At 63.0% G+C, this 22,733-nt stretch carries 18 protein-coding genes; 8 read left to right on the top strand and 10 right to left on the bottom strand.

Going from position 1 to position 22,733, the window contains the following annotated elements:
• Nucleotides 1-11 precede the first annotated feature (11 nt).
• The 9 genes from P3C29_RS22980 to P3C29_RS22940 form a co-directional block, all read right to left on the bottom strand.
• Complete coding sequence (locus tag P3C29_RS22980) at nt 12-1,493, bottom strand: aldehyde dehydrogenase (RefSeq protein ID WP_177046606.1); 1,482 nt, start codon at nt 1,491-1,493, stop codon at nt 12-14.
• Nucleotides 1,490-2,323, bottom strand: coding sequence for an alpha/beta fold hydrolase (locus tag P3C29_RS22975; protein ID WP_275965527.1), 834 nt, complete (start codon nt 2,321-2,323; stop codon nt 1,490-1,492). The genes P3C29_RS22980 and P3C29_RS22975 overlap by 4 nt, the downstream gene beginning before the upstream one ends.
• Nucleotides 2,324-2,366: 43 nt before the next feature.
• Nucleotides 2,367-2,957 carry an amino acid synthesis family protein gene (locus tag P3C29_RS22970; RefSeq protein ID WP_275965526.1) on the bottom strand — a complete coding sequence of 197 codons (591 nt, stop codon included), beginning with the start codon at nt 2,955-2,957 and terminating at the stop codon, nt 2,367-2,369.
• Nucleotides 2,958-3,152: 195 nt separating this feature from the next.
• On the bottom strand, nt 3,153-5,096 hold the full coding sequence (locus P3C29_RS22965; RefSeq protein WP_275965524.1) for a methyl-accepting chemotaxis protein: 1,944 nt from the start codon (nt 5,094-5,096) through the stop codon (nt 3,153-3,155).
• A gap of 169 nt (nt 5,097-5,265) precedes the next feature.
• Nucleotides 5,266-6,678 (bottom strand): aspartate ammonia-lyase, encoded by a 1,413-nt coding sequence (locus tag P3C29_RS22960; RefSeq protein ID WP_275965523.1) that lies wholly within the window; start codon nt 6,676-6,678, stop codon nt 5,266-5,268.
• A complete protein-coding gene (locus tag P3C29_RS22955; protein ID WP_275965522.1) occupies nt 6,665-7,654 on the bottom strand; it encodes a LysR family transcriptional regulator in 990 nt (329 codons plus the stop codon). Before P3C29_RS22955 ends, P3C29_RS22960 begins: the two co-directional genes overlap by 14 nt.
• Before the next feature lie 20 nt (nt 7,655-7,674).
• On the bottom strand, nt 7,675-9,045 hold the full coding sequence (locus tag P3C29_RS22950) for an MFS transporter (protein ID WP_275965521.1): 1,371 nt from the start codon (nt 9,043-9,045) through the stop codon (nt 7,675-7,677).
• A 246-nt stretch (nt 9,046-9,291) separates the two neighbouring features.
• Nucleotides 9,292-10,014 (bottom strand): FadR/GntR family transcriptional regulator, encoded by a 723-nt coding sequence (locus P3C29_RS22945; RefSeq protein WP_010173668.1) that lies wholly within the window; start codon nt 10,012-10,014, stop codon nt 9,292-9,294.
• 56 nt (nt 10,015-10,070) lie between these two features.
• Nucleotides 10,071-11,807 carry an IlvD/Edd family dehydratase gene (locus P3C29_RS22940; RefSeq protein WP_010173667.1) on the bottom strand — a complete coding sequence of 579 codons (1,737 nt, stop codon included), beginning with the start codon at nt 11,805-11,807 and terminating at the stop codon, nt 10,071-10,073.
• A gap of 192 nt (nt 11,808-11,999) precedes the next feature.
• On the opposite strand from P3C29_RS22940, the gene P3C29_RS22935 reads away from it, so the two are divergent.
• The 7 genes from P3C29_RS22935 (at nt 12,000) to araH (ending at nt 20,489) form a co-directional block, all read left to right on the top strand.
• The gene (locus tag P3C29_RS22935; RefSeq protein WP_275965519.1) at nt 12,000-13,322 is read left to right on the top strand and encodes an MFS transporter; all 1,323 of its coding nucleotides are present in this window, start codon (nt 12,000-12,002) and stop codon (nt 13,320-13,322) included.
• A gap of 21 nt (nt 13,323-13,343) precedes the next feature.
• Nucleotides 13,344-14,336, top strand: coding sequence for an AraD1 family protein (araD1, locus tag P3C29_RS22930; RefSeq protein ID WP_275965518.1), 993 nt, complete (start codon nt 13,344-13,346; stop codon nt 14,334-14,336).
• 11 nt (nt 14,337-14,347) lie between these two features.
• Nucleotides 14,348-15,928 (top strand): aldehyde dehydrogenase (NADP(+)), encoded by a 1,581-nt coding sequence (locus P3C29_RS22925; protein WP_275965517.1) that lies wholly within the window; start codon nt 14,348-14,350, stop codon nt 15,926-15,928.
• Nucleotides 15,929-15,967: 39 nt separating this feature from the next.
• Nucleotides 15,968-16,843 carry an SMP-30/gluconolactonase/LRE family protein gene (locus tag P3C29_RS22920; protein WP_275965516.1) on the top strand — a complete coding sequence of 292 codons (876 nt, stop codon included), beginning with the start codon at nt 15,968-15,970 and terminating at the stop codon, nt 16,841-16,843.
• Between the two features lie 56 nt (nt 16,844-16,899).
• Nucleotides 16,900-17,904 (top strand): substrate-binding domain-containing protein, encoded by a 1,005-nt coding sequence (locus P3C29_RS22915; RefSeq protein WP_010173662.1) that lies wholly within the window; start codon nt 16,900-16,902, stop codon nt 17,902-17,904.
• 64 nt (nt 17,905-17,968) lie between these two features.
• Nucleotides 17,969-19,510 (top strand): L-arabinose ABC transporter ATP-binding protein AraG, encoded by a 1,542-nt coding sequence (araG, locus tag P3C29_RS22910; protein WP_275965515.1) that lies wholly within the window; start codon nt 17,969-17,971, stop codon nt 19,508-19,510.
• Between the two features lie 10 nt (nt 19,511-19,520).
• A complete protein-coding gene (araH, locus tag P3C29_RS22905) occupies nt 19,521-20,489 on the top strand; it encodes an L-arabinose ABC transporter permease AraH (protein ID WP_010173658.1) in 969 nt (322 codons plus the stop codon).
• 45 nt (nt 20,490-20,534) lie between these two features.
• Here araH and P3C29_RS22900 read toward each other — a convergent pair whose 3' ends face one another.
• Nucleotides 20,535-21,683: an aldose epimerase family protein gene (locus P3C29_RS22900; RefSeq protein ID WP_275965514.1), complete on the bottom strand. Its 1,149-nt coding sequence runs from the start codon at nt 21,681-21,683 to the stop codon at nt 20,535-20,537.
• Nucleotides 21,684-21,822: 139 nt separating this feature from the next.
• Between P3C29_RS22900 and P3C29_RS22895 the strand changes: the two genes are divergently transcribed.
• Entirely contained in the window at nt 21,823-22,605 is a 783-nt protein-coding gene (locus P3C29_RS22895; RefSeq protein ID WP_010173654.1) for an SDR family oxidoreductase, read from the top strand.
• Nucleotides 22,606-22,733: the final 128 nt, after the last annotated feature.

Below are 22,733 nucleotides of genomic sequence, written 5' to 3'. Positions count from 1 at the left end.
GTTGTGGTCTCTTAGCGCATCACGAAAGGATCAGGCATCGGTGCCTGGGAAAGGTTGATCCACACCGTCTTCAGCTCGGTGTAGGCCAGCACCGAATCGATGCCGCTTTCGCGTCCATAGCCACTGTTCTTGAAGCCGCCGATGGGCGCCATGGCCGATACGGCGCGGTAGGTGTTGACCCAGATGATGCCCGAGCGCACATCCCGCGCCAGCCGGTGGGCGCGGCCCAGGTCGCGGGTCCAGATACCGGCGGCCAGCCCGAACTGCGAGTCGTTGGCGATGGCCAGGGCTTCGGCTTCGTCCTTGAAGCGAATGACCGACGCCACCGGGCCAAACACTTCTTCCTGCATGATCTTCATCGAATTGCGGTCGCACTCGAACAAGGTCGGCTCGTAGAACCAGCCTTCGCCGAGGTTCTGCGGGCGTTTGCCGCCGGTGCGCAGGCGCGCGCCTTCAGCGATGGCATCTGCCACCAGGCCTTCGACCACGGCCAGTTGCTGCGCGGTGGCCATGGGGCCCATCTCGCTGGCGTCGTCTTGAGGGTTGCCGATGCGAATGCGTTGGGCGCGCGCCACCAGGCGCTCGACGAATTCGTCGTAGATTTCATCCTGCACCAGCAAGCGCGAGCCGGAGACGCAGCTCTGCCCGGAGGCGGCATAGATGCCGGCAATGGCGCCGTTGATGGCGCTGTCGAGGTCGGCGTCGGCAAAGATGATGTTCGGTGATTTGCCGCCCAGTTCCAGGGACAGCTTGGCGAAGTTCTCGGCGCTGCTGCGCACCACATGCCGTGCCGTGGCAGCGCCGCCGGTAAAGGCGATCTTGCGCACCAGCGGGTGGCGGGTGAGGGCGGCGCCGGTGCTCGGGCCGTAGCCGGTCACGACATTGACTACGCCCGGCGGGATGCCGGCTTGCAGCGCCAGGCGCGCCAGTTCAAGGATGGTCGCCGAGGCGTGCTCCGACGGTTTGATCACAATGGTGTTGCCTGCCGCCAGGGCGGGCGCGAGTTTGATCGCGGTCAGGTACAACGGGCTGTTCCACGGAATGATCGCGGCAACCACGCCCATGGCTTCGTGCACGGTGTAGGCAAACAGGTCGGGCTTGTCCAGCGGCAAGGTGCCGCCTTCGAGCTTGTCGGCCAGGCCTGCGGTGTAGTGGAAAAACTCCGGCAGGTAACTGACCTGGCCGCGGGTTTCACGGATCAGCTTGCCGTTGTCGCGGCTTTCGAGCTGGGCCAGTTGCTCTTTGTTCTCGGCAATCAGGTCGCCCAGGCGGCGTAACAGTTTGCCCCGCGCGGTGGCGGTGAGGCCTCGCCAGGCGGGGCTTTCGAAGGCGCTTTGAGCGGCGCTCACGGCGCGCTCCACGTCAGCTTCGTCAGCATCGGGCAACTGCGCCCAGGGCTCGGCCAGCGCCGGGTTCAGGCTGTCGAAGGTCTTGCCGGACAGGGCGTCAACCCATTCGCCGCCGATGCACATCTGGAAGCGTTCAAGTGTCATGCCACGATCCCCTTTATCGGGTGTTGTTGGGAGTGTGCCGTTTCGAGGAAGCCCAGCAACAGCTGGTTGACCAGACGCGGCGATTCGACAGGCATCATATGCCGTTGCTCCGGCAAAACGGCCACGGTCGCACCGGGAATGCGCTCGGCCAGTTGCCGGGCCATTTGCGGTGTCGAGCCGGGGTCCAGCTCGCCGGTGGCCACCAGCGTCGGTGCCTTGATGCTGCCCAGGTCGTCGGCGCGGTACATGTCCTGGGTGGCGAACAACTCATAGGTGGTCAGGTAACCCTGAGGGTCGTTGCCCGCGAGGGTCTGGCGCAAGGCGGCAATCTGCGCCGGGTTGGCGGCCTGGTATTCACGGCTGAACCAGCGCGACAGGGCGGCTTCGGCATTCGCGTCGGGCCCGTGTTCGGCGGCCTGGGCGGTACGTGCGATCACCCCGGCGCGCTGCTCCGGGCTACGATTGAACACACTGTTGAGCACCACCAGGCTTTGCAGGCGCTCCGGGTAGTGCAGGGCAAAGGCGCGAGCCACCAGGCCGCCCATGGAAAACCCGATCACCGTCGCCTGGGGCAATTGCAGGTGATCGAGCAGTTCCAGCAGTTGGTCGGCGTAGCCCAGCAGAGGCGTACCGCTCTGCGGGCGCGGGCTGGCGCCATGGCCAAGCATGTCATAGGCAATGACGCGGTACCGGGTGGCGAGGCCGACCACCTGGCCGCCCCACATTTCTTTATTCAGGCCCACGCCGTGGATCAAAACCACAGGCTGGCCTTGGCCGGTCGCCAGGTAACTGGTGCCAGCCGGGGTACGTTCAGCGGTGAGCCGAATCATGGAGCGCTCCTGCATGCCTTTTTGTTTGAGTGACGGGTCTTGCTTACTGGGCTTTTTCAGCCGCCAGCTCTTCCAGGTCGATGTAGCGGTTGCCGATGCGCGGGTGCAGGCGGCCGCCGTCGGCACAGCCCAGGACCACGACGATTTCATCGGCGCGGGGCGCGTCTTCAATCTTCATTTCCAGGGTGATGTAGTGCGAGCGCAGGCCTTCGTCGTCCTTGTGCATCATCGGGATCTGGATCGAGGTGCCCGGGCCGCCGCGCTTATTGGTGAAGCTCAGGTAGCTTTTGGCCTTGACCGCTTCACGGTAGTGGTTGCCAAAGCGCAGGGTGTGGATGATCGCCGAGGCATGTTCGATCTCTCCATCGGCACCCACCACGGCCGCCTTGCCGTAGGCTTCGATCTTCTCGGCGCCGCCGATGATGCCCACCAGGCGCTCGACCATCAGTGCGCCGAGGTCGGAACAATTGGCGCGGATTTCCGGTTTCAGGTCTTCGACAAAACCGCGGCCCAGCCACGGGTTTTTAAGCACAACGGCCAGGCCAACCATTTTGACCGGCGTGTCCGTGGCTTTGCCGCCTTCGATAAAGGTTTCTTCTACATAGCTGACGATTTTGCGGATTTCGAAACTCATGAACGGCTCCATCTGACGCAGGTGATTTGCGTATGATGGTATACCATAATACGAGAAGCGCAATAGCGTGATGTGTGTTGCCCTGGGGCAAGCTGACAAATGGCCGGAACGAGCCCGCCCGCGCTGGGCGGGGGAGGCTGGACAGGAGTGATGGGGTGCGGAGGCGGTGAGCACGTCACCGCCTTGTAGGCGGGGTTAGAACTTGAATCGACCTACCAGGCCCTTGAGCTGGCCGGAAATATCCGTCAACCGCCCGGAGCCGGTCTGTGCCGAATTAGCAAAGCCTTCCACCAGCTGGGCATCGGCATGGATCTGCGCGATGTGCCGGTTGATCTCTTCGGCCACCTGATGCTGTTCCTCGGCGGCCGTGGCGATCTGGGTATTCTGGTCGCGAATCGAGTCCACCGAGCCCCGGATCTTGTCGAAGCTGTCGCGGGCCTGCTGGATGCGTTCCACGCTGGTGTGGGAGACCTGCAGGCTGCCTTGCATCTGCAGGGTGACTTCCTGGGTGCGGCGGGCGAGGTTGCCCAACAGGCTGTCGATCTCGCCGGTGGAGTCGGCGGTGCGTCGGGCGAGGGCACGGACTTCGTCGGCCACCACCGCAAACCCACGGCCCTGGTCACCGGCCCGTGCGGCTTCGATGGCCGCGTTGAGGGCCAGCAGGTTGGTTTGCTCGGCAATCGAACGAATCGTGTCGAGGATGGTGTTGATGTTCTTGCTGTCCTGTTCGAGCAACTGCATGGTCTGGGTCGACTTTTGCAGGTCTTCGCTCAGCTTGAGCACGCTACCGGTGGCTTCGCCGATGTGCTGCTGGCCATCGTGCACATCCCGATAACCTTCGTCGGCGCTCGAGGCCGCCGCGCTGCACGAACGGGCGACTTCGTTGGCGGTGGCCACCATTTCGTTGAACGCGGTGCTCACCAGCTCCACGGCTTCGCGCTGACGGCCGGCGGCCTGGTTCATGTTGTGTGCGACTTCACGGGTGTCGGCCGCCGCGGTTTGCAGGTCGGACGAGGCGTTGCCGATACGCTGCACCAACTGCGCGATCATGCTCAGGAACTGGTTGAACCAGCCGGCCAGGCTGGCGGTTTCGTCCTTGCCCTGGACCTTGAGTTGGCGGGTGAGGTCGCCTTCACCTTCGGCGATTTCCTGCAGGCCGTCGGCCACGCCACGAATCGGGCGCACGATCACCCGGGCGAAGCTGGCGCCGACGATGGCGAAGACCACCGCCAATGCCGCCGCGATGGCGACGATCAGCCAGGTCAGGCGCGTCGCGCCGGCCATCACTTCGTCACGCTTGATCAGCCCGATAAAGCGCCAGCCCAGGCCTTGGGAGCTGACCACGTTGGCCATGTACGGCACGCCGTCAATCTCCACCTGGGTCACGCCATCGCCGCGCTTGGCCAGTTCGGCGTAGTTGGGGCCCAGGTCGGCGAGGGGCTTGAAGTTGTGCTTGGCGTCGCTCGGGTCCACCAGCACGTTGCCGTTGGCCTCCACCAACATCAGGTAGCCGCTGTCGCCCAGCTTGATGTTGCGCACCAGTTCAGTGAGTTGCTTGAGGGACACATCCAGGCCAACCACCCCCAGGATATTGCCGGTGGCGTCGGCAACGGTGTGCACGGTGCCGATCAACACCACATCGTCCGGTGCCCAGTAGTAGGCGCCGGTGCGCACGGTGGTGCCGGGCGCGGCGATGGCGGCTTTGTACCAGGGGCGCACACGCGGGTCGTAGTTGTTCAGTTTGGTGTCGTCAGGCCAACTGGCGTAGCCGCCGTCGCTCAGGCCCAGGGACAGGTAGGCGGTGCTCGGATGGCTTTTGGCGAACTGGTCGAAAATCGCCAGCAGGTCTTTGTTGGTTGGGGTCAGCGGGATTTGCGCGGCGTCGGCGCCGGCGTAGCTCTTGAGGTCCTTGGCCGCGACAACGCGCGGGTCCTTGGCCACATAGTCGACGTTCTGGCTGATGCCGTCGAAGAACTGCTTCATGCCATTGTCGATCTGTCGGATCTCGCGACCACTGCTGTCGAGGAAATTGGCCAAGGCCCCGTCGCGCACATTCAGTACGACGAGCACGGCCACCAGGATGACCGGCAGGCACGCGATGGCCGCAAAGGCCCAGGTCAGCTTCTGCTTGATATTCATGACTTCACCCGCGGGTATTTATAGTTTTTGGCAAGGAGAAAACAGTTGGGTCGAGCGTCGCATGTGTTGTGGTAGGGCGGTGTTAGCCATGCGTACCCCTGTATATCGACTGCGGGGGTACGTACTTGAGGCTGGAGGGGGGGGTAAATGGTGGGGGAGGCCAGCGGCCTCAGTCCTCGAACACGGGTCGTGAGGAGCGCTCGATCGCCGCCATGGCTTCGGCCTGGCTCATCAACCCTGACTCTTCCAGGATCGACAGCAGTGAGCGACCTTGCGCCACGGACTGACGTGCCAGCTGGCTGACGCGGGCGTACCCTAGTTTCGGCACCAGCGCGGTGGCCACCGCCATCGAGTCGCTCAGGTGTTGTTCATTGCGTTGTGCATCGGCCGTTATCCCACTGACGCATTTTTCGCGGAAGCGCTGGATGCCCTGGGTCAGCAGCGCAATGCTGTCGAATACACGGGAAGCCACCAATGGCTCGTAGTGGTTGATCTCCAACTGGCCAGCCTGCACCGCCTGTGCCACCGCTACGTCGTTGCCGATGACCGCAAAGCTCAGTTGAATCATGGCCATCGGCAGCACCGGGTTGACCTTGCCGGGCATGATCGACGAGCCGGCCTGGGCTTCGGGCAGCTTCAGTTCGCCAATCCCGCCGACAGGGCCGGACGACAGCAGGGTCAGGTCCGAGGCGATCTTGGCCAGGGACGCCGAGCAGGTGCGCAGTTCGGCGGAAACCCGGGAGAACACGTCCATGTTCTGCATCGCGTCGAAGGCATTCGACGGTGCCTGGTACTCAATGCCGGTGATCTGTACCAAGTGCCGGTACACCGAGGCACGATACGCCGCCGGTGCGCCGAACCCGGTGCCGATGGCGGTGCCGCCCAGGGGCAGGGTGCGCAGTTTGTCGCGCACGCTGGCAAGCTCCGCGCCCAGGCGATGGGTGAGGTCGGCATACCCGGAAAACACCTGGCCCAGGCGCATCGGCTGGGCGTCCTGCAAGCAGGTGCGCCCCAGGTGCAGGACATCGGCAAACTGCCCGGCTTTCTCGTCGAAGCGGGTTGCCAGTTGTTCCACTTCATCGATCAATGGACCGAGCATCGCGTACGTTGCGATCTTCAGGGCGGCCGGGTAAACATCGTTGGTCGACTGTGAGGCGTTCACATGGTCATTGGGGTGCACCACCTCATACGAACCTGCGGCATGCCCCATCAACTGTTGGGCGCGGTTGGCAATCACCTCGTTGAAGTTCATGTTGGTGGAAGTACCGCCGGAGCCTTCCAGCAGGTCGACGATCAGCGAGTCGTCGCATTGTCCGGCGATCACCTCGCTGCAGGCCTGCACAATGGCCTTGCACTGGGGCAGGGCGATGACGCCGCAGGTCTGGTTGGCCAGCGCGGCCGCCCATTTGCACTGTGCAAAGGCATCACGAAAGGCAGGGTAGTGGGCGATGGTCAACGGTGACACGCTGAGGTTGTCGAACCCGCGTACCGAGTTCACCCCATACAACTTGCCGGCCGGAATGTGCACATCACCGACGTAATCGGTTTCCAGTCGTGCAGCGGCAGAATCAAAAGTACTCACGAGCATCACCCTCATCTATTTGGATTAACGCCTCTACCCCTTTGTCCAGGGCCTTGAGCCTGGGCAGGAAGGAGTGGAGGATCACATTGCGCGCCGTTTCGCAGGCATCGGCGAAAAAGGCGCTGTATTCATCACGTCGCGCCACCAGGTACAGCGAGCGCTGCAGTTGCAGGTCCGGGGTCAGGTGCGCGGTCACTTTGTCTACCCAGGAAGACGCCTGTAAAAAACACATCGGGCTGGTCACCGCCCAGCCGATGCCCTCCCCGACCATCGAGGTCAACGCATCGGCGTTGTCCAGCTCCAGGCGGTTGGGCACTCGTACATTCAGGCTGCGCAGGTGGCGTTCGATCTGCAGGCCAACCTGGGACATCCGGTTGAAACGCACTACCGGCAGCACATTGGCCAGCGCCCGCACGTCCTCGATTGTGTTGATTTCGGTGCGCAGATGGCTGGGTGTGATCACAAAGTACTTCTCTGAAAACAGCCGGTAGCGAATCACATCGTTGGCGTCCATCAGCGGGTCGCTGGTGACGATCAGGTCCAGGTCGCGGCGCAGCAGGGATTCGCCTTGTTGCGGGCTGAGCCCTGTGCGAATCGACAACTGCGCGACCTTGCCCAGCAATTGTTTGGTGAACACCGAGCCGCAGGTCGCCGCAAAGGAGTCCACCAGGCCAATGCGCAGGTCCGGGTTCACGCCGCGTCCGGCGTCGATCACCTGGGCCTTGAGATGGGACAGTTCCTCGCTCAACACGGAACCCCGGTTGCGCAAGGCGATGCCGAACGAAGTGAGGGCGAGCGGGCGGGTGGTGCGGTCCACCAGCACCACCCCCAGGTCCTCTTCCAGCTGGCGCACCATCTGCGAGACGCCGGATTGGGAAATGCCCATGCGCGCGGCGGCTCCCGACATGCTGCCCTCTTCGGCAACCGCGATGAATACCTGGACCGCATACATGTCGATAAGCCTGTTCGCTGACATCGTCATCCCTCTTCAATGGTTTACTTCGGGGTGCGCCCCACGGGGCTGGACAGCGCCGGCGACAAGCCCGGGTCGATATCGGGCGTGACGCCAGACAAATCTTCCTTGCTGGTTTCCGGGGCAAACAAGTGGCAGAACACGCCGCCCACGATCAACACGCCGACGCAGGCGCCCAATGCCGCATGAACCCCCACATGTTGCACCGCGACGGGCAGCAGGAAGGTCGCCACCGCCGAGCCAAACCGGCTCGCGGCCACGGCCAGGCCGATCCCCGAAGCGCGAAGGTGAGTGGGAAACAACTCCGGTGGATAGACAAACTCCAGGTTCACCGCGGCCGCCATCACGCAGGCGAAGAAGCCGAAGGCGAGGATGGTCCCGAGGGGCCCGAAACCGGCGTAGGCCAGCACCGCCAGGCCCGCGGCGCTCAGGTAGAAAGTGCCGACCAGGAACACGCGTCGGGACAGGCGGTCGATCACCAGCAAGCCGAGCAGGGCGCCGACCAGCAGCAGCACGTTGTAGACCAGCCCACCGACGAACTTGTCCTGCACGTTCAACGCTTCCAGGACTTTGGGGGCGAATGTGCCCAAGGCAAAGAACGGAATCACCTGGCAGGTATAGAACACACAGCCCACCAAGGTGTTTTTACGCCAGCGCGGGCTTAACAGCTCACCCCAGCTGCCGCGCGGTTTTTTCGCACTGGCCTGGGCGACCGGAGCGGGCAGATACACGTGTGGCCCGAACTTGCTGCGCACAATGGCCAGGGCCTCATCGCTGCGCCCCCGGGCCATCAGCCAGATCGGCGACTCCGGAACCCCCATGCGCAGCGGCAAGATCAACAGCGCGGGGATGCCACTGAGGGCGAGCATCACGCGCCAGGCATCCGGGCCGATATCGCGGACCGCAAACCCTGCCAGGTACGCCGCCACGTAACCCGCCGCCCAGGCCGCCGCCAGCACACTGAGCAAGCGCCCCCGATATCGGCGGGGCGCGAACTCGGTCACCAGGGATTTGCTCACCACATAGTCAAACCCCAGCACCAGTCCCAGCAACAGGCGCAGGGCCAGCAGTTGCTCGGGGGAGGTGACAAAGAACTGCGAGGCGGAAATCACCGCGAACAACAACATGTCCCAGGCGAAGATCGTGCGCCGGCCGAATTTGTCTGCGATAGGCCCGGCAAACAGGCTGCCGAGGAACAACCCGGCCAGGGACGCGGCGCCCAGCAGCCCCATCCACAACGCCGTCAACTGCAGCGGCCCGGCCGCCATGCTCACGGCGATCCCGATAATGCCCAGCACGAACCCGTCGCTGAACTGACCACCCGTGCCGCTGAACACCGTCCGGATATGGAAGCGGCTCAGCGGAAGGTCTTCGAACGCTACTTGACCACTCATTCGTCTCTCCACTTGCTTTTTTATAGGTGTGGGATCCGGTGCATCAGCAGCCGGTGAGAGCGAGTCTAGGGCGACGACTTCACGAAATCAGCAGGCGTCGGCTGAGTATCAAGATAGCTGATACTTGGCGCCGTTTTTCGTGAAGGTCTGGGTCAAACCGGTGGCCCGGCTGAGCAGTGCGGCCTGTCGGGGGCAGTTCTGGAAGGGCAGGAGGCTAGTGGCGTGGAGGGCGGGATCAGGCCCGCCTTACAGCGGGGTCAGCACATTCATCACCGTGTCCAGCGCCACGCGTGTGTCATCCAGCTGCACCAGGGACGCATGCCGGGCGCCGAGGGCGTCGCGGTTCTGGATCGCGGTGAGGATCGCCTTGTGCCGGGGCAGGCTCAGGCCCTGGATGTCCGGGCGGCGGTTGGTGATGTTGATCGATTCGCGCAGCGGCAGCGACAGCATGTTGCACATGTAGGCGAGCAGGTCGTTGCGGGTCGCGTCGGCAATCGCTCGGTGGAAGTCCAGGTCGGCCTGTAACAGCGCGTCGTGGGTGTTCGCGGTTTCCATGCCGAGGTAGGCTTTTTCGATGGTGGCGATGTCGGCGTCGGTGGCGGTCGTCGCGGCCATGGCGGCGATTTCCGGCTCCAAAATCCGCCGAACACCGGCCAGGGTGTTGAAAAACTCGCTGTGGGGCGTCGACTGCATCAGCCAGGACAGCACGTCCGGGTCCAGCAAGTGCCACTGCGCCCGTGGCCTTACCACTGCGCCGACCTTCGGCTTGGAGATCACCAGGCCCTTGGCGCTCAGCACCCGAGTCGCTTCACGCAAGACCGACCGGCTGACTTTGTATTCCTCGCACAGGCTTGCCTCCATGGGCAGTCGTTCTTCGGGCTTGAAGCGTCCGGAAACGATGTGCATGCCCAAGTCCTGAACGATTTGGGCGTGCATGCTCTTGCGCGGCTTGGTCGGCTGCTGATCCATAACAGGAAGGCTACTCTGGCGAAATTGGCGGCATCATAGCATTCCTCCCGTCCCAATTAGTGGGAATGACGCGGCACTTCGGCACCCCGGCAGCCCACCAGGAAGTCGAAGTCGCAGCCCTGGTCTGCCTGCAATACGTGGTCGATGTACAGCTGCCGGTAACCGCCCACAATCAACTGCTGTGGCGGCGCCAGGTCAGCCATGCGTGCTGCCAGTTCGGCGTCCGGGATGTCCAGGTGCAGGCGCCCGTTGGCGCAATCGAGTTCGATCCAGTCGCCTTCTTTCACCGTGGCCAACGGCCCGCCGGCCGCCGCCTCCGGCGCCACGTGCAGCACCACGGTGCCGTAGGCGGTACCGCTCATGCGCGCATCGGAAATACGCACCATGTCCGTCACACCCTGGGCCAGCAGTTTGGCCGGCAAGCCCATGTTGCCCACTTCCGCCATGCCCGGGTAACCCTTGGGGCCGCAGTTTTTCATCACCAGGATCGAGTTGGCATCCACGTCCAGTTCCGGGTCGTTGATCCGTGCCTTGTACATGTCGAAGTTCTCGAACACCACCGCGCGCCCGCGATGTTGCATCAGTTCAGCGCTGGCCGCCGAAGGCTTGAGCACCGCACCCAGGGGAGCGAGGTTGCCGCGCAGCACGCAGATGCCGCCGTCGGCGCGGATCGGGTTGTCGAGGGTGCGGATCACTTCGTCCTGTCCGTAGATTGGTGCCTCCCTGGTGTTTTCGCCGAGGGACTTGCCGTTGACGGTCAAGGCGTTCGGATGCGGGATCAGGTTGGCTTCCCCGAGGCGGCGCAGCACCGCCGGCAGGCCGCCGGCGTAGTAGAACTCTTCCATCAGGAAGCGCCCGGACGGTTGCAGGTCGACGATGGTCGGCATGCCGCGGCCCATGCGGGTCCAGTCGTCCAGGTCGAGCTCGACGCCGATGCGCCCGGCGATGGCTTTCAAGTGAATCACCGCGTTGGTCGAGCCGCCGATGGCTGCGTTGACGCGAATCGCATTTTCAAAGGCTTCCTTGGTCAGGATCTTCGACAGCTTGAGGTCTTCGCGCACCATCTCCACCGCACGCATGCCAGACATGTGCGCCAGCACATAACGGCGCGCATCCACCGCCGGAATCGCCGCATTGTGGGGCAGGGAAGTACCCAGTGCTTCGGCCATGCAGGCCATGGTCGAGGCGGTGCCCATGGTGTTGCAGGTACCCGCCGAGCGCGACATGCCGCCTTCGGCCGCGAGGAAATCGTCCAGGGTGATGGTGCCTGCCTTGACCTGTTCGCTGAGCTGCCACACCACGGTGCCCGAGCCGATGTCCTGGCCCTTGTGCTTGCCGTTGAGCATCGGCCCGCCGGTGACGACGATCGCCGGCACGTCGCAACTGGCCGCGCCCATCAGCAGCGCCGGGGTGGTTTTATCACAGCCGGTCAGCAGTACGACGCCGTCGATGGGGTTGCCGCGAATGGCTTCCTCCACGTCCATGCTGGCCAGGTTGCGGGTGAGCATGGCGGTGGGGCGCAGGTTCGATTCGCCGTTGGAGAACACCGGGAACTCCACCGGAAAGCCACCGGCTTCAATCACCCCGCGTTTCACATGCTCGGCAATCTGGCGGAAGTGCGCGTTGCAGGGCGTCAGCTCCGACCAGGTGTTGCAGATCCCGATGATCGGCTTGCCATGGAACTGATGATCGGCAATCCCCTGATTTTTCATCCAGCTGCGGTACATGAAGCCATTTTTATCGGCAGTACCAAACCAGCTGGCGGAGCGCAGGACGGGCTTTTTCTCGGACATGGTGTGTTCTCTTATTGTAAGACTATATTGATCTAATCTTGGCTTAACATAGGCGTAAATTCCCCGGTTTGGAAGTGTTGTTGATTAAATAGTAATACTATATAGTCCGATTCAACGAGGCCTGGCCCTGGCGGTTTTCCGCGAGAGGCGACCCGCAACGCTCTATAAAAATAACAATCGGAGACTGCCCGCATGAGCCAGGAACAGCGGCTGATACGTCGCATCACGCTCAAACTGATTCCTTTCCTGATCCTGCTGTACCTGATTGCCTACGTGGACCGCTCGGCCGTGGGCTTCGCCAAATTGCACATGGGTGCGGATGTCGGCATCGGTGATGCGGCGTATGGCTTGGGGGCAGGGCTGTTCTTTATTGGCTACTTCCTTCTCGAAATCCCCAGCAACCTGATGCTCGACCGTTTTGGTGCGCGGCGCTGGTTTGCGCGGATCATGGTCACCTGGGGTGCCATCACCATTGGCATGGCGTTCGTCCAGGGGCCCCACAGTTTCTATGTGATGCGTTTTCTGCTGGGCGCGGCCGAGGCCGGGTTCTTCCCGGGCGTCCTCTACTACATCACCCAATGGTTCCCGGTACGCCACCGCGGCAAGATCCTCGGGCTGTTCATCCTGTCCCAACCCATCGCCATGATGATCACCGGCCCCGTGGCGGGCGGTTTGCTCGGCATGGACGGGATCCTCGGCCTGCACGGCTGGCAGTGGTTATTCATCGTCATCGGCACCCCGGCGATCCTGCTGACCTGGCCGGTGTTGCGTTACCTGCCGGACGGCCCGCAGCAGGTCCGGTGGATGGACCAGGTCGAGAAGGACTGGCTCACCGGCGAGCTGGCCAAAGACCTGCAAGCCTACGGCCAGACCCGGCACGGCAACCCGCTGCACGCGCTGAAAGACAAACGCGTGCTGCTGCTGGCGCTGTTCTACCTGCCGGTGACCTTGAGTATTTATGGCCTGGGCCTGTGGTTGCCGACCCTGATCAAACAGTTCGGCGGCAGCGACCTGACCACCGGGTTCGTGTCGGCAGTGCCCTACGTCTTCGGGATCATCGGTTTGCTGATCGTCCCGCGCAGTTCCGACCGCCTGAATGATCGCTATGGCCACCTCGCGGTGCTTTACGTGTTGGGCGCCATCGGCCTGTTCTTCAGCGCCTGGCTGACGGCGCCGCTGTGGCAACTGGCAGCGCTGTGCCTGGTGGCATTCGCGCTGTTCTCTTGCACGGCAGTGTTCTGGACCTTGCCGGGACGGTTCTTTGCCGGCGCCAGTGCGGCGGCGGGCATCGCCTTGATCAACTCGGTCGGCAACCTCGGCGGCTACATCGGCCCGTTCGTGATCGGCGCCCTCAAGGAGTACACCGGCAATCTCGCGTCGGGCTTGTACTTCCTGGCGTGCGTGATGGTGTTGGGGGTGGTGCTGACCGGCGTGGTCTATCGGCTGCTGGAGCGCAAGCACGTGCTGCCGCCCGACCAGTTCGCCGCCAGCGCCCGCGGCGCCACGCGTACTTAATAGGCAATCAGGAGAACACTCATGGGTTTAGTGCAGTTTGAATTGAACAACGGCGAACGCCGGGTGGGAGTGGTCGAGGGCGGGCAGGTACGCGAGGTGCAAACCGTGCGCACGGTACGCGACCTGGCACTCGCCGCCATCGAGGCCGGCGTCACCTTGCACCAGCAGGTGGAGCGCCTCGGGCTCGGGGCCAGCCACGACTATGCCGAGTTGCTGGCCGGGCAGCGGATCCTGCCGCCACTGGATCACCCGGACCCGGCGCACATGCTGGTCAGCGGTACCGGCCTGACCCACCTGGGCAGCGCGTCGGCGCGGGACAAAATGCACCAGCAGGCCGGTGACGAAAGCGCGATGACCGACAGCATGCGCATCTTCAAATGGGGCGTGGAGGGCGGCAAACCCGCTTCTGGCGAGGTGGGTGTGCAACCGGAGTGGTTCTATAAGGGGGATGGCAGCTTCGTGGTGCGCCCGGGTCAGCCGTTCCCGGTGCCGGCCTTTGCCGAAGACGCCGGCGAAGAGCCGGAAATCGCCGGGCTGTATGTGATTGGCCAGGACCGCAAGCCCTACCGGCTGGGCTACGCGGTGGGCAACGAGTTTTCCGACCATGTGATGGAGCGCAAGAATTACCTGTACCTGGCCCACTCCAAACTGCGCAGTTGCAGCTACGGGCCCGAGCTGCGTTTGGGTGAACTGCCCCAGCACCTGGCGGGCACCAGTCGCATCATGCGCAACGGCGAGGTGCTGTGGCAGAGCGAATTCCTCAGTGGCGAGGCCAACATGTGCCACAGCCTGGAAAACCTTGAATACCACCACTTCAAATACACCCAGTTCCTGCGCCCGGGGGATGTGCATATCCACTTCTTTGGCACGGCAACCCTGTCGTTTGCCGAAGGCATTCGTACCCGGCCCGGGGATGTATTTGAAATCAGCCAGGCCGAATTCGGCGCGCCCTTGATCAACGGCATCGCAGTGGTCGATAGCGTCGTGGCCCCCGCCCGCGTAGGCATTCTTTAAAGGAGACAGGCATGACCCGGATCAGCGGCCACAACTACATCGGCGGCCAGCGCAGCGCGGCCGGCAGCGTCACGCTCCAGAGTGTCGACGCCACCACGGGTGAGGCCTTGCCCTTTGATTTCTACCAGGCGACGGCGCAGGAAGTCGACGCTGCGGCCAGCGCTGCGGCGGCGGCTTACCCGGCCTATCGAACCCTGAGTGCGCAGCATCGCGCATCGTTCCTGGAGGCGATCGCCGATGAGCTGGACGCCCTTGGCGATGACTTCGTCGCGCTGGTCTGCCGCGAAACGGCATTGCCCGCCGGGCGGATCCAGGGTGAGCGCGGCCGTACCAGCGGCCAGATGCGGCTGTTCGCCAAAGTGTTGCGTCGCGGTGATTTCTACGGTGCGCGTATCGATCGGGCGTTGCCGGACCGGCAGCCTTTGCCACGCCCGGATCTGCGCCAATACCGCATCGGTCTGGGGCCGGTCGCGGTGTTTGGGGCGAGCAATTTTCCCTTGGCGTTTTCCACGGCCGGTGGCGACACCGCCGCCGCGCTGGCTGCCGGCTGCCCGGTGGTGTTCAAGGCCCACAGCGGCCATATGGCCACCGCCGAGCGGGTGGCCGATGCGATCCTGCGGGCGGCCCACACCACCGGCATGCCCGATGGCGTATTCAACATGATCTTCGGCGCCGGTGTGGGGGAAGCGCTGGTCAAGCACCCGGCGATCCAGGCCGTGGGGTTTACCGGTTCGCTCAAGGGCGGCCGAGCCCTGTGTGATATGGCGGCCGCGCGCCCGCAACCGATCCCGGTGTTTGCCGAGATGTCCAGCATCAACCCGGTTATCGTCCTGCCCCAGGCCCTCCAAGACCGGGCAGGCACCGTGGCCCGCGACCTGGTCGCCTCAGTGGTACAAGGCTGCGGCCAGTTCTGCACCAACCCGGGCCTGGTGATCGGGATTGCGTCGCCTGCGTTCCGTGCATTCATCCATCAGGTCGCTCAGTTAATGGGCGGCCAACCGGCACAAACCATGCTCAACGCCGGCACGTTAAGCAGCTATGGCAAAGGCCTGCAAAAGCTTCACGCCCACCCTGGCATTGAACACCTGGCTGGCCAGGCGCAAGCCGGCAACCAGGCGCAGCCCCAACTGTTTAAAGCGGATGCCAGCCTGCTGATCAACGGCGATGAAGTGCTGCAGGAGGAAGTGTTCGGCCCCACCACGGTCTTCGTGGCGGTCGCCGACCAGGCGCAACTGAGTGCCGCGTTGCACGGCCTGCACGGCCAACTGACGGCGACAATCATTGGCGAGCCGGCAGACTTCGCGCAGTTCAGCGAATTGACACCGCTGCTGGAACAGAAAGTCGGCCGCATCCTGCTCAACGGCTACCCCACGGGCGTCGAGGTGTGTGATGCGATGGTCCATGGCGGACCTTACCCGGCGACTTCAGATGCTCGCGGCACCTCGGTGGGCAGCCTGGCGATCGATCGTTTCCTGCGACCTGTGTGCTTTCAAAATTACCCTGATAGCCTGCTTCCCGACGCACTGAAGAATGCCAACCCCTTGCGCATTCAGCGTCTGGTGGATGGGCAGCCGTCTCGCGAGGCGCTGTAACCCTTACCGCCTGAAAACAACCAGAACGCAGGAGGTTTCATGTCGTGGACCGCAGTGACACCGCACCGGGCCCGGTTGGGCGAAGGCCCGTTCTGGGACGTGCCGGACCAGGCGCTGTATTGGGTGGATATCATCGGCCAGCAGGCGTTGCGCCTGCAGGGCGGGCAACTAAACACCTGGCAACTGCCGGAGCCCGTCTCGGCCTTTATCCCGTGTGCAAGCGGCGACGCACTGGTGACCCTGAGCAGCGGCGTGTATCGGCTCGACCTCAATTCGGCGCCGACCGATCCACGCCTGACCCTGCTCTGCGTCGCCGACCCGCAACCGGGCAACCGTGCCAACGAAGCCCGTTGCGATGCCCGGGGACGGCTGTGGTTGGGCACCATGCAGAACAATATCGGCGCACAGGGTGAAGACCTGCCGGTACTGCGGCGTTCCGGCGGCTTGTTCCGGGTGGATGTCGACGGGCAGGTCACGCCGTTGCTGCAAGGCCTGGGGATTCCCAACACCTTGTTGTGGAACGACGAAGCCACCCAGGTGCATTTTGGCGACAGCCTGGACGGCACGCTGTATCGACACGCGATCACCGACGCTGGGCAGCTGGCACCCGCAGAATCCTGGTTTGGGCCTCACCCGCGCGGTGGCCCGGACGGCTCGGCCATGGACGCCGAAGGCTATATCTGGAACGCCCGCTGGGACGGCAGTTGCCTGCTCCGGTTGACGCCGGGTGGCGAAGTCGACCGTGTGATCGAGCTGCCGGTCAGCCGGCCCACCAGTTGCGTGTTCGCAGGCCCTGATCTCAAGACCTTGTACATCACCAGTGCCGCCAGCCCGCTGAATCACCCGCTGGACGGTGCGGTACTGGCGATCGAGGTCGATGTGCCGGGGAAAATCTGCCACCGGTTTGCAGGATAACCCCCGGGCTACACCGCTGTTCAACGTACTCAAAAACAACAACAAGGAGTCACCCTATGAAACGTCGTCGTGGTATCCGTTCCCTGTGCTGCGCCGCTGTGGCGGTCTCGGCCGTCAGCCTCAGCAGCCTGTTGCTGGCTGCAGAACCGGTGAAGATCGGTTTTCTGGTCAAGCAGGCCGAAGAGCCCTGGTTCCAGACCGAATGGGCTTTCGCCGAAAAAGCCGGCAAGGACAAAGGCTTTGAAGTGATCAAGATCGCCGTGCCCGACGGCGAGAAAACCCTCTCGGCCATCGACAGCCTGGCCGCCAATGGTGCGAAGGGCTTTGTGATTTGCCCGCCGGACGTATCCCTCGGCCCGGCCATCATGGCCAAGGCCAAAGCCAACGGCTTGAAAGTGATCGCTGTGGATGACCGTTTTGTCGATGCCAAGGGCAACTTCATGGAGGACGTGCCTTACCTGGGCATGGCTGCTTTTGAAGTCGGCGAGAAGCAGGGCAGCGCCATGGCCACTGAAGCGAAAAAACGCGGCTGGGACTGGAAAGACACCTACGCGGTGATCAACACCTACAACGAACTCGACACCGGCAAAAAACGCACCGACGGTTCGGTCAAGTCCCTGAAAGCGGCGGGTATCCCGGACGACCACATTCTGTTCGCCGCCCTCAAGACCCTCGACGTCCCCGGCAGCATGGACGCCACCAACTCGGCGCTGGTGAAACTGCCCGGCGGCGCGAAAAACCTGATCATCGGCGGCATGAATGACAACACCGTGCTCGGCGGCGTGCGTGCGACTGAAAGCGCCGGCTTTGCCGCCGCCAATGTCATCGGTATCGGCATCAACGGCACCGACGCCATCGGCGAGTTGAAGAAAGCCAACAGCGGCTTCTTCGGCTCCATGCTGCCCAGCCCGCACATCGAGGGCTACAACACCGCGAGCATGATGTTCGAGTGGGTCACCACCGGTAAGGAACCCCCGAAGTACACGGCGATGGACGAGGTGACGCTGATCACCCGCGAGAACTTCAAGCAGGAGCTGGAAAAGATCGGTCTGTGGAACTGAAGACCGCTGGCGTTCCCCGGCGGCCCTGCTGACAGGGCTGCCTGACCTGTGTGAAGAGGTGCTTATGCACGCGCAACTGAAACAACCCGACAGTGCCGGCGCCAGCCTGTGCTTCAGCGGCATCGGCAAGACGTTTCCCGGGGTCAAGGCGCTGGATGGCATCAGCTTCAGCGCCCACCCCGGACAGGTCCACGCCTTGATGGGCGAGAACGGCGCCGGCAAATCCACGCTGCTGAAAATCCTTGGCGGCGCGTACGTGCCGAGCAGCGGCAGCGTGCAGATCGGCGCGCGCACCATGGCTTTCAAGTGTGCGGCGGACAGCATCGCCAATGGCGTCGCGGTGATCCACCAGGAGTTGCACCTGGTGCCGGAAATGAGCGTGGCCGAAAACCTGTTCCTCGGGCATTTGCCGGCCAGCTTTGGCTTGATCAATCGCAGTGCGTTGCGCCAGCAGGCGTTGGCGTGCCTCAAGGGCCTTGCGGATGAAATCGACCCCCAGGAGAAAGTCGGGCGGCTGTCCCTGGGCCAGCGCCAGTTGGTGGAAATCGCCAAGGCGCTGTCTCGTGGCGCTCATGTGATTGCCTTCGACGAACCCACCAGCAGCCTGTCGGCGCGGGAGATCGACCGCCTGATGGCAATCATCAGCCGCTTGCGGGACGAGGGCAAAGTGGTGCTGTACGTGTCCCATCGCATGGAAGAGGTGTTCCGTATCTGCAACGCGGTGACGGTGTTCAAGGACGGTCGCTACGTACGCACCTTCGAGGACATGAGCACGCTGACCCACGATCAGTTGGTGACCTGCATGGTCGGTCGCGACATTCAGGACATCTACGATTACCGCCCCCGCGCGCGGGGTGCGGTGGCGCTCAAGGTCACTGGCCTGCTGGGCCCGGGCTTGCGTGAGCCCGTGAGTTTCGAGGCCCACCAGGGCGAGATTCTCGGCCTGTTCGGGCTGGTGGGCGCCGGGCGCACCGAGTTGTTGCGGCTGCTGGGTGGCCTGGAGCGCACGACCGCCGGCGGCCTTGACCTGTGTGGCACGGCCCTGCGCCTGCGCTCACCCCGTGACGCCATCGATGCGGGCATCTTGCTGTGCCCCGAGGACCGCAAGAAGGAGGGCATCGTGCCGCTGTCCAGCGTCGCCGAGAACATCAATATCAGCGCGCGCGGTGCACATTCGCGCTTTGGCTGGTTGTTGCGCGGCGGTTGGGAGAAGCACAACGCCGCCACGCAGATCAAGGCGCTCAAGGTCAAGACGCCCACGGCCGCGCAGAAGATCATGTACCTCTCCGGCGGTAATCAGCAGAAGGCCATTCTCGGTCGGTGGCTGTCGATGCCGATGAAAGTCCTGCTTCTGGACGAGCCCACCCGGGGCATCGACATCGGCGCCAAGGCCGAGATTTACCAGATCATCCACGACCTGGCGGCTCGCGGAATTGCGGTGATTGTGGTGTCCAGCGACCTGATGGAAGTGATGGGGATTTCCGACCGGATCCTGGTGCTGTGTGAAGGCGCAATGCGCGGCGAAATGCTGCGCGAACACGCGAATGAATCCAACCTGCTGCAAATGGCCCTGCCGCGCCAACGCGCCGACGGCCAGGGGAACTGACGAGGTGACTATGACAAGCCAAAACACTGCTTTGCCTGCGGCGCGCAAGCCCCTGGACCTGCGCAGCCTGCTGGACAACTGGGCGATGCTGTTGGCAGCGGTGGGGATCTTCGTGCTCTGCACCTTGCTGATCGACAACTTCCTGTCGCCCCTCAACATGCGCGGCCTGGGGCTGGCGATCTCCACCACCGGGATTGCCGCGTGCACCATGCTGTATTGCCTGGCGTCCGGGCATTTCGACCTGTCAGTGGGCTCGGTGATTGCCTGCGCCGGGGTGGTAGCGGCGATCGTGATGCGCGACACCGACAGCGTTTTTCTGGGTATCGGCGCAGCGCTGCTGATGGGCCTGGTGGTGGGGTTGATCAACGGAATCGTGATCGCCAAGCTGCGGGTGAATGCGCTGATTACCACGCTGGCGACCATGCAGATCGTGCGCGGGCTGGCCTATATCTTTGCCAATGGCAAGGCGGTAGGTGTGTCCCAGGATTCGTTCTTTGTCTTTGGCAACGGCCAGTTGTTGGGTGTGCCGGTGCCGATCCTGATCACCATCGTGTGCTTCCTGTTCTTCGGCTGGCTGCTCAACTACACCACCTACGGGCGCAACACCATGGCCATCGGCGGCAACCCGGAAGCGGCGTTGCTGGCGGGTGTGAACGTGGATCGCACCAAGATCATCATCTTCGCCGTGCACGGCGTGATTGGCGCCCTGGCCGGCGTGATCCTGGCCTCGCGCATGACCTCCGGCCAGCCGATGATTGGCCAGGGTTTTGAGTTGACGGTGATTTCTGCCTGCGTGCTGGGCGGGGTGTCGTTGAGCGGCGGGGTTGGCATGATTCGCCATGTGATTGCCGGGGTGCTGATCCTGGCGATCATCGAGAATGCGATGAACCTGAAGAACATCGATACCTTCTACCAGTATGTGATCCGGGGCTCGATCCTGCTGCTGGCCGTGGTGATCGACCGCATGAAACAACGTTGATCGCTGTGGGAGCTGCCGCGCTGAAGCCCGGCAGCTCCCATCGGTTTACTCGGCGGAGAATTTCAGCACGGTGTTATGGGTGTAGGCCTGGCCAGGGTCGAGGCGGGTGGAAGGGAAGTTCGGCTGGTTGGGCGCGTCGGGGTAGTGCTGGGTTTCCAGGGTAAACGCGCTCCAGTGGGCGTAAGGCTTGCCACCCTTGCCCTTGAGCGAGCCGTCGAGGAAGTTGCTGGTATAGAACTGCACGCCCGGCTCGCTGGTATAGAGTTGCAAGCGGCGGCCGGACTGCGGGTCGCTCACCTCGACGGCCACTTTGCCCACATCGCCCTGGGTATCCAGCACCCAGTTGAAGTCAAAGCCTCCTTGTTTCGGTTCGGCGAATTTCAGCTGGGGATGATCGTCCTTGATGTGCTGGCCGATGGCGGTGGGTTTGAGAAAGTCCATCGGTGTACCGGCGACCGGGGCCAGCTCACCGGTGGGAATCAAGGTGCTGTTGACCGGGGTGTAATGGCTGGCATGCAGGGTGGCCAGCTGTTTGAGCACGTCACCGTTACCGGCGCCGGCGAGGTTGAAGTAACTGTGGTTGGTGAGGTTCAGCACCGTGGGTTTGTCGGTGGTGGCCTTGTAGTCGATGTGCAGCTCGTTTTTGTCGTTCAGACTATAAGTGACGTCGACTTTAAGGTTGCCGGGAAACCCCATCTCACCGTCCTTCGACAGGTAGCTCAAGGTCACGCCCACCGAGTCCTTTTGTTTGACGGGCTGGGCTTTCCACACGTGCTTGTCGAAGCCCTGGGCGCCGCCATGCAACGAGTTCGGCCCGTCGTTGAGGGGCACCTGGAAGTGCTTGCCGTCCAGTTCGAACGCGCCCTTGGCCAGGCGGTTGCCGAACCGGCCGATGGTCGCACCAAAGAACGCAGTGCCGGCCTGATAGCCCTGGACGTTATCGAAGCCCAGTACCACGTCGGCGAACTGACCGTGTTTGTCCGGTACCTTGAGCGACTGCAATACAGCGCCGTAGGTGATGACCGTGGCTTGCATGCCATGGCTGTTACGCAACACGTACTGCTCGACGGCGGTGCCGTCATTGGTTTTGCCGAAGGGTTTGTGTTCGCTGGACAGGCCAGCGGCATGAGCGCCAAGGCTGGCCATCGCCAGGGAGAGGCCGAGGCTGGTAAGCAGGAATCGGGATTGCCGCATGACGGAGCTACCTTTTATTGTTGTTGATTAAATAGTTCGACTATTTATTGTGTTTCGATCACATGCAGTGCTGATATATAGACATAAACGCGAAATTTGCAATATAAAATAAGACTAAATAGATCGGAGTGACCGTCACATGAACACTGAGAAACAGCCTGTAGCCCACGCGACGTACCCGGACCTGCGGGATAAAACCGTGTTGATTTCCGGTGGCGCCTCCGGGATTGGCGAGTCCATGGTGCGTGCCTTTGCACGCCAGGGCGCCAAGGTGGCGTTTGTGGACCGGGCACAAGGGCAGGGCGACCGGTTGGCGGCGATATTGTCGGCCGAGGGCCATGCCGTCGAATTCGCCCATTGCGACATCACCGACGAGATCGCCTACAAGGCCGCGATCGGGCGCCTTGCGCAAACCCTGGGGCCGATCAACGTGCTGGTGAACAATGCCGCCAACGACGTTCGGCACACCCTGGATCAAATCGACTCAGCGCTGTTCGACCAGCTGATTTCGGTCAACCTCAAGCACGCTTTTTTTGCCACCAGGGCCGTGGTCCCGATGATGAAGGCCGCGGGAGGCGGGTCGATCATTAACCTGGGTTCCGTCGGCTGGATGATGGCCTCCAGCGGCTACCCGGTGTACGCCGCCAGCAAAGCCGCCGCCCACGGCATGACCCGCGCACTGGCACGGGAACTGGGGCCTGGACGGATCCGGGTCAATACCCTGGTGCCGGGTTGGGTGATGACCGAAAAGCAACTGGCGATGTGGGTGGACGATGCAGCCCGGGAACTGATCAGCCGCAGCCAGTGCCTGCCGGGCAGTGTGCAGCCCGAGCATATCGCCAACATGGCGCTGTTTCTGGCGTCTGATGTGTCGGCGATGTGTTCGGCGCAGAATTTTATTGTGGATGGGGGGTGGGTCTGAAACGCCGGTGCCAAACGTGATATCTAAGTTTCTCAAACGTCATCAACCATTTTTTTTCGGCGTGATACGCTAGCGTTACTTTTGAATTGGCACTGGTCGTTCCCGCGTATACGGCGACAGTGAGGAGT

It is taken from the genome of Pseudomonas sp. 1912-s (genome assembly GCF_029269205.1).
Classification (GTDB): Bacteria; Pseudomonadota; Gammaproteobacteria; order Pseudomonadales; family Pseudomonadaceae; genus Aquipseudomonas.
Note: the sequence above shows the minus strand (reverse complement) of the source record. Positions and strands in the feature narration are given on the sequence as shown.

Bases quoted from the DNA above. Each gene is read 5' to 3' on its own strand.
- P3C29_RS22925 (WP_275965517.1), top strand. From the start codon at position 14,348: ATGACCCGGATCAGCGGCCACAACTACATCGGCGGCCAGCGCAGCGCG.
- P3C29_RS22950 (WP_275965521.1), bottom strand. From the start codon at position 9,045: ATGAGTGGTCAAGTAGCGTTCGAAGACCTTCCGCTGAGCCGCTTCCAT.
- P3C29_RS22945 (WP_010173668.1), bottom strand. From the start codon at position 10,014: ATGGATCAGCAGCCGACCAAGCCGCGCAAGAGCATGCACGCCCAAATC.
- P3C29_RS22940 (WP_010173667.1), bottom strand. From the start codon at position 11,807: ATGTCCGAGAAAAAGCCCGTCCTGCGCTCCGCCAGCTGGTTTGGTACT.
- P3C29_RS22955 (WP_275965522.1), bottom strand. From the start codon at position 7,654: ATGTCAGCGAACAGGCTTATCGACATGTATGCGGTCCAGGTATTCATC.
- P3C29_RS22965 (WP_275965524.1), bottom strand. From the start codon at position 5,096: ATGAATATCAAGCAGAAGCTGACCTGGGCCTTTGCGGCCATCGCGTGC.
- P3C29_RS22920 (WP_275965516.1), top strand. From the start codon at position 15,968: ATGTCGTGGACCGCAGTGACACCGCACCGGGCCCGGTTGGGCGAAGGC.
- P3C29_RS22900 (WP_275965514.1), bottom strand. From the start codon at position 21,683: ATGCGGCAATCCCGATTCCTGCTTACCAGCCTCGGCCTCTCCCTGGCG.
- araG (WP_275965515.1), top strand. From the start codon at position 17,969: ATGCACGCGCAACTGAAACAACCCGACAGTGCCGGCGCCAGCCTGTGC.
- P3C29_RS22915 (WP_010173662.1), top strand. From the start codon at position 16,900: ATGAAACGTCGTCGTGGTATCCGTTCCCTGTGCTGCGCCGCTGTGGCG.
- P3C29_RS22895 (WP_010173654.1), top strand. From the start codon at position 21,823: ATGAACACTGAGAAACAGCCTGTAGCCCACGCGACGTACCCGGACCTG.
- P3C29_RS22980 (WP_177046606.1), bottom strand. From the start codon at position 1,493: ATGACACTTGAACGCTTCCAGATGTGCATCGGCGGCGAATGGGTTGAC.
- P3C29_RS22935 (WP_275965519.1), top strand. From the start codon at position 12,000: ATGAGCCAGGAACAGCGGCTGATACGTCGCATCACGCTCAAACTGATT.
- araD1 (WP_275965518.1), top strand. From the start codon at position 13,344: ATGGGTTTAGTGCAGTTTGAATTGAACAACGGCGAACGCCGGGTGGGA.
- araH (WP_010173658.1), top strand. From the start codon at position 19,521: ATGACAAGCCAAAACACTGCTTTGCCTGCGGCGCGCAAGCCCCTGGAC.
- P3C29_RS22975 (WP_275965527.1), bottom strand. From the start codon at position 2,323: ATGATTCGGCTCACCGCTGAACGTACCCCGGCTGGCACCAGTTACCTG.
- P3C29_RS22970 (WP_275965526.1), bottom strand. From the start codon at position 2,957: ATGAGTTTCGAAATCCGCAAAATCGTCAGCTATGTAGAAGAAACCTTT.